The sequence below is a fragment of the Enterobacter sp. genome (assembly GCF_977039595.1).
Map to the genome: position 1 here is coordinate 1 of NZ_CDRQYH010000144.1, position 3,131 is coordinate 3,131.

Annotated in this window: 6 protein-coding genes; all 6 read left to right on the forward strand. The window is 51.4% G+C overall.

Annotated features, from left to right (window positions below; all coding sequences use genetic code 11):
• Positions 1–155, forward strand: a 155-nt coding sequence (locus tag ACWYRJ_RS20905; protein WP_072098027.1) for an EF-Tu C-terminal domain-related protein, incomplete at its 5' end; no start/stop codon positions are given.
• Between the two features lie 228 nt (positions 156–383).
• Positions 384–767 (forward strand): preprotein translocase subunit SecE, encoded by a 384-nt coding sequence (gene secE, locus ACWYRJ_RS20910; RefSeq protein WP_014068449.1) that lies wholly within the window; start codon positions 384–386, stop codon positions 765–767.
• A 1-nt stretch (position 768) separates the two neighbouring features.
• Entirely contained in the window at positions 769–1,314 is a 546-nt protein-coding gene (gene nusG / locus ACWYRJ_RS20915) for a transcription termination/antitermination protein NusG (protein WP_002438628.1), read from the forward strand.
• Between the two features lie 156 nt (positions 1,315–1,470).
• Positions 1,471–1,899: a 50S ribosomal protein L11 gene (gene rplK, locus ACWYRJ_RS20920; protein WP_008503452.1), complete on the forward strand. Its 429-nt coding sequence runs from the start codon at positions 1,471–1,473 to the stop codon at positions 1,897–1,899.
• A gap of 3 nt (positions 1,900–1,902) precedes the next feature.
• Complete coding sequence (gene rplA / locus ACWYRJ_RS20925; RefSeq protein ID WP_006810530.1) at positions 1,903–2,607, forward strand: 50S ribosomal protein L1; 705 nt, start codon at positions 1,903–1,905, stop codon at positions 2,605–2,607.
• A gap of 291 nt (positions 2,608–2,898) precedes the next feature.
• The coding region (gene rplJ / locus ACWYRJ_RS20930; RefSeq protein WP_455508550.1) for a 50S ribosomal protein L10 at positions 2,899–3,131 on the forward strand (233 nt) is incomplete at its 3' end.

Here is a 3,131-nt window from a genome sequence, read left to right on the forward strand (position 1 = left end):
TGCCAGAAGGCGTTGAGATGGTAATGCCAGGCGACAACATCAAGATGGTTGTGACTCTGATCCACCCAATCGCGATGGACGACGGTCTGCGTTTCGCAATCCGTGAAGGTGGCCGTACCGTTGGCGCGGGCGTGGTTGCTAAAGTTCTCGGCTAATCGCTGATAACATTTGACGCAATGCGCATGAAAAGGGCATCATTTGATGCCCTTTTTGCACGCTTTCACATCAGAACCTGGCTCATCAGTGATTATTTTTGTCATAATCATTGCTGAGACAGGCTCTGCAGAGAGCGTATAATCCATAAAGGGATTAGCGTTTCGATTTGGCTCGCCTCGCAATCGCGGGGTGAAATTATTTGTAGAATTCTTCTGACAGGTTGGTTTATGAGTGCGAATACCGAAGCTCAAGGGAGCGGGCGCGGCCTGGAAGCGATGAAGTGGGTCGCTGTTGCCGTGCTGCTGATTGTGGCAATCGTTGGCAACTATCTTTATCGTGACATGATGCTGCCGCTCCGCGCGCTGGCAGTGGTGATTCTGATTGCTGCAGCGGGCGGTGTCGCGCTGTTGACGACTAAGGGTAAAGCGACCGTTGCTTTCGCTCGTGAAGCACGTACCGAAGTCCGCAAGGTCATTTGGCCGACTCGCCAGGAAACATTGCACACCACGCTGATCGTGGCTGCAGTGACTGCGGTAATGTCACTGATCCTGTGGGGACTGGATGGTATTCTGGTTCGCCTGGTTTCCTTTATTACTGGCCTGAGGTTCTAAGATGTCTGAAGCCCCTAAAAAGCGTTGGTACGTCGTTCAGGCGTTTTCCGGTTTTGAAGGCCGCGTAGCAACGTCGCTGCGTGAGCATATCAAATTACACAACATGGAAGAGTTATTTGGCGAAGTTATGGTTCCGACCGAAGAAGTGGTTGAGATCCGTGGCGGCCAACGTCGCAAAAGCGAGCGTAAATTCTTCCCGGGTTACGTGCTGGTTCAGATGGTGATGAACGATGCGAGCTGGCACCTGGTGCGCAGCGTACCGCGCGTGATGGGCTTTATCGGCGGCACGTCTGACCGTCCGGCGCCAATCAGCGATAAAGAAGTTGATGCGATTATGAACCGCCTGCAGCAGGTGGGTGATAAGCCGCGTCCGAAAACGCTGTTTGAACCGGGTGAAATGGTTCGTGTTAGCGACGGTCCGTTTGCTGACTTTAATGGCGTCGTTGAAGAAGTGGACTACGAGAAGTCCCGCCTGAAAGTTTCTGTTTCTATCTTCGGTCGTGCGACCCCGGTAGAACTGGACTTTGCGCAGGTCGAAAAAGCCTAAGCAGCGATCAAAAAAGCGGCGATTTAATCGTTGCACAGGGCGCGAGATTGGAATACAATTTCGCGCCTTTTGTTTTTATTGGCCCCGGCCCGTAAAACGAATTTTATTCACGGGGAGCCTCCCTGAGGCGCTATCACCCAATCAGAGGATTTTAGAATGGCTAAGAAAGTACAAGCCTACGTCAAGCTGCAGGTTGCAGCTGGTATGGCGAACCCAAGTCCACCAGTTGGTCCAGCTCTGGGTCAGCAGGGTGTGAACATCATGGAATTCTGTAAAGCGTTCAACGCAAAAACTGAATCCCTGGAAAAAGGTCTGCCAATCCCAGTCGTAATCACTGTTTACGCTGACCGTTCTTTCACTTTCGTTACCAAAACCCCTCCAGCAGCTGTTCTGCTGAAGAAAGCGGCTGGTATCAAGTCTGGTTCCGGTAAACCGAACAAAGACAAAGTGGGTAAAATTTCCCGCGCTCAGCTGCAGGAAATCGCGCAGACCAAAGCTGCCGACATGACTGGTGCCGACATTGAAGCGATGACTCGCTCAATCGAAGGTACTGCACGTTCCATGGGCCTGGTAGTGGAGGACTAAGAAATGGCTAAACTGACCAAGCGCATGTCCGTGATCCGTGACAAAGTTGATGCGACCAAACAGTACGACATCAACGAAGCTATCGCTCTGCTGAAAGAACTGGCAACTGCTAAGTTCGTTGAAAGCGTTGACGTTGCCGTTAACCTCGGCATCGACGCGCGTAAATCCGATCAGAACGTTCGTGGCGCAACTGTACTGCCACACGGTACTGGCCGTTCCGTTCGCGTAGCTGTATTTGCTCAGGGTGCGAACGCTGAAGCTGCTAAAGCTGCCGGCGCTGAACTGGTAGGTATGGAAGATCTGGCTGATCAGATCAAGAAAGGCGAAATGAACTTTGACGTTGTTATTGCTTCTCCAGATGCAATGCGCGTTGTTGGCCAGCTGGGCCAGGTTCTGGGTCCACGCGGCCTGATGCCAAACCCGAAAGTTGGTACTGTAACCCCTAACGTTGCTGAAGCGGTTAAGAACGCTAAAGCAGGTCAGGTTCGTTATCGTAACGACAAAAACGGCATCATCCACACCACCATCGGTAAAGTGGACTTTGACGCTGACAAACTGAAAGAAAACCTGGAAGCTCTCCTGGTTGCGCTGAAAAAAGCGAAACCAACTCAGGCGAAAGGCGTATACATCAAGAAAGTTAGCATCTCCACCACTATGGGTGCAGGTGTTGCAGTTGACCAGGCTGGCCTGAGCGCTGCTGCAAACTAATGCCTTTACGTGGGCGGTGATTTTGTCTACAATCTTACCCCCACGTTTGCTAACAAAAGTTAGCGGCTAAAAGATTTGTTCGTTGGAGCCTGGCCTGATCCAGGCCTCCGTCGAAGACCGCAGGTGTTTCGCAAGAGACTTAATCCCCTGCGTAGACGGTGACAGAACGCTAAGATTATTTTTGGATACTCTGGCTTGTTTCTGCTCACCGTATTAAGACGCTCTTTCCGTTGGGGAGAGTGAAGTGAGTTCCGGAACATGAGTTCCGGCAAACATCCAGGAGCAAAGCTAATGGCTTTAAATCTTCAAGACAAACAAGCGATTGTTGCTGAAGTCAGCGAAGTAGCCAAAGGCGCGCTGTCTGCAGTAGTTGCGGATTCCCGTGGCGTTACTGTAGACAAAATGACTGAACTGCGTAAAGCAGGTCGTGAAGCTGGCGTATACATGCGTGTTGTTCGTAACACCCTGCTGCGCCGCGTAGTTGAAGGTACTCAGTTCGAGTGCCTGAAAGACACGTTTGTTGG

Excerpts from the sequence above, each read along its gene's own strand:
- nusG (WP_002438628.1), top strand. The coding sequence starts at position 769 with ATGTCTGAAGCCCCTAAAAAGCGTTGGTACGTCGTTCAGGCGTTTTCC.
- rplK (WP_008503452.1), top strand. The coding sequence starts at position 1,471 with ATGGCTAAGAAAGTACAAGCCTACGTCAAGCTGCAGGTTGCAGCTGGT.
- secE (WP_014068449.1), top strand. The coding sequence starts at position 384 with ATGAGTGCGAATACCGAAGCTCAAGGGAGCGGGCGCGGCCTGGAAGCG.
- rplA (WP_006810530.1), top strand. The coding sequence starts at position 1,903 with ATGGCTAAACTGACCAAGCGCATGTCCGTGATCCGTGACAAAGTTGAT.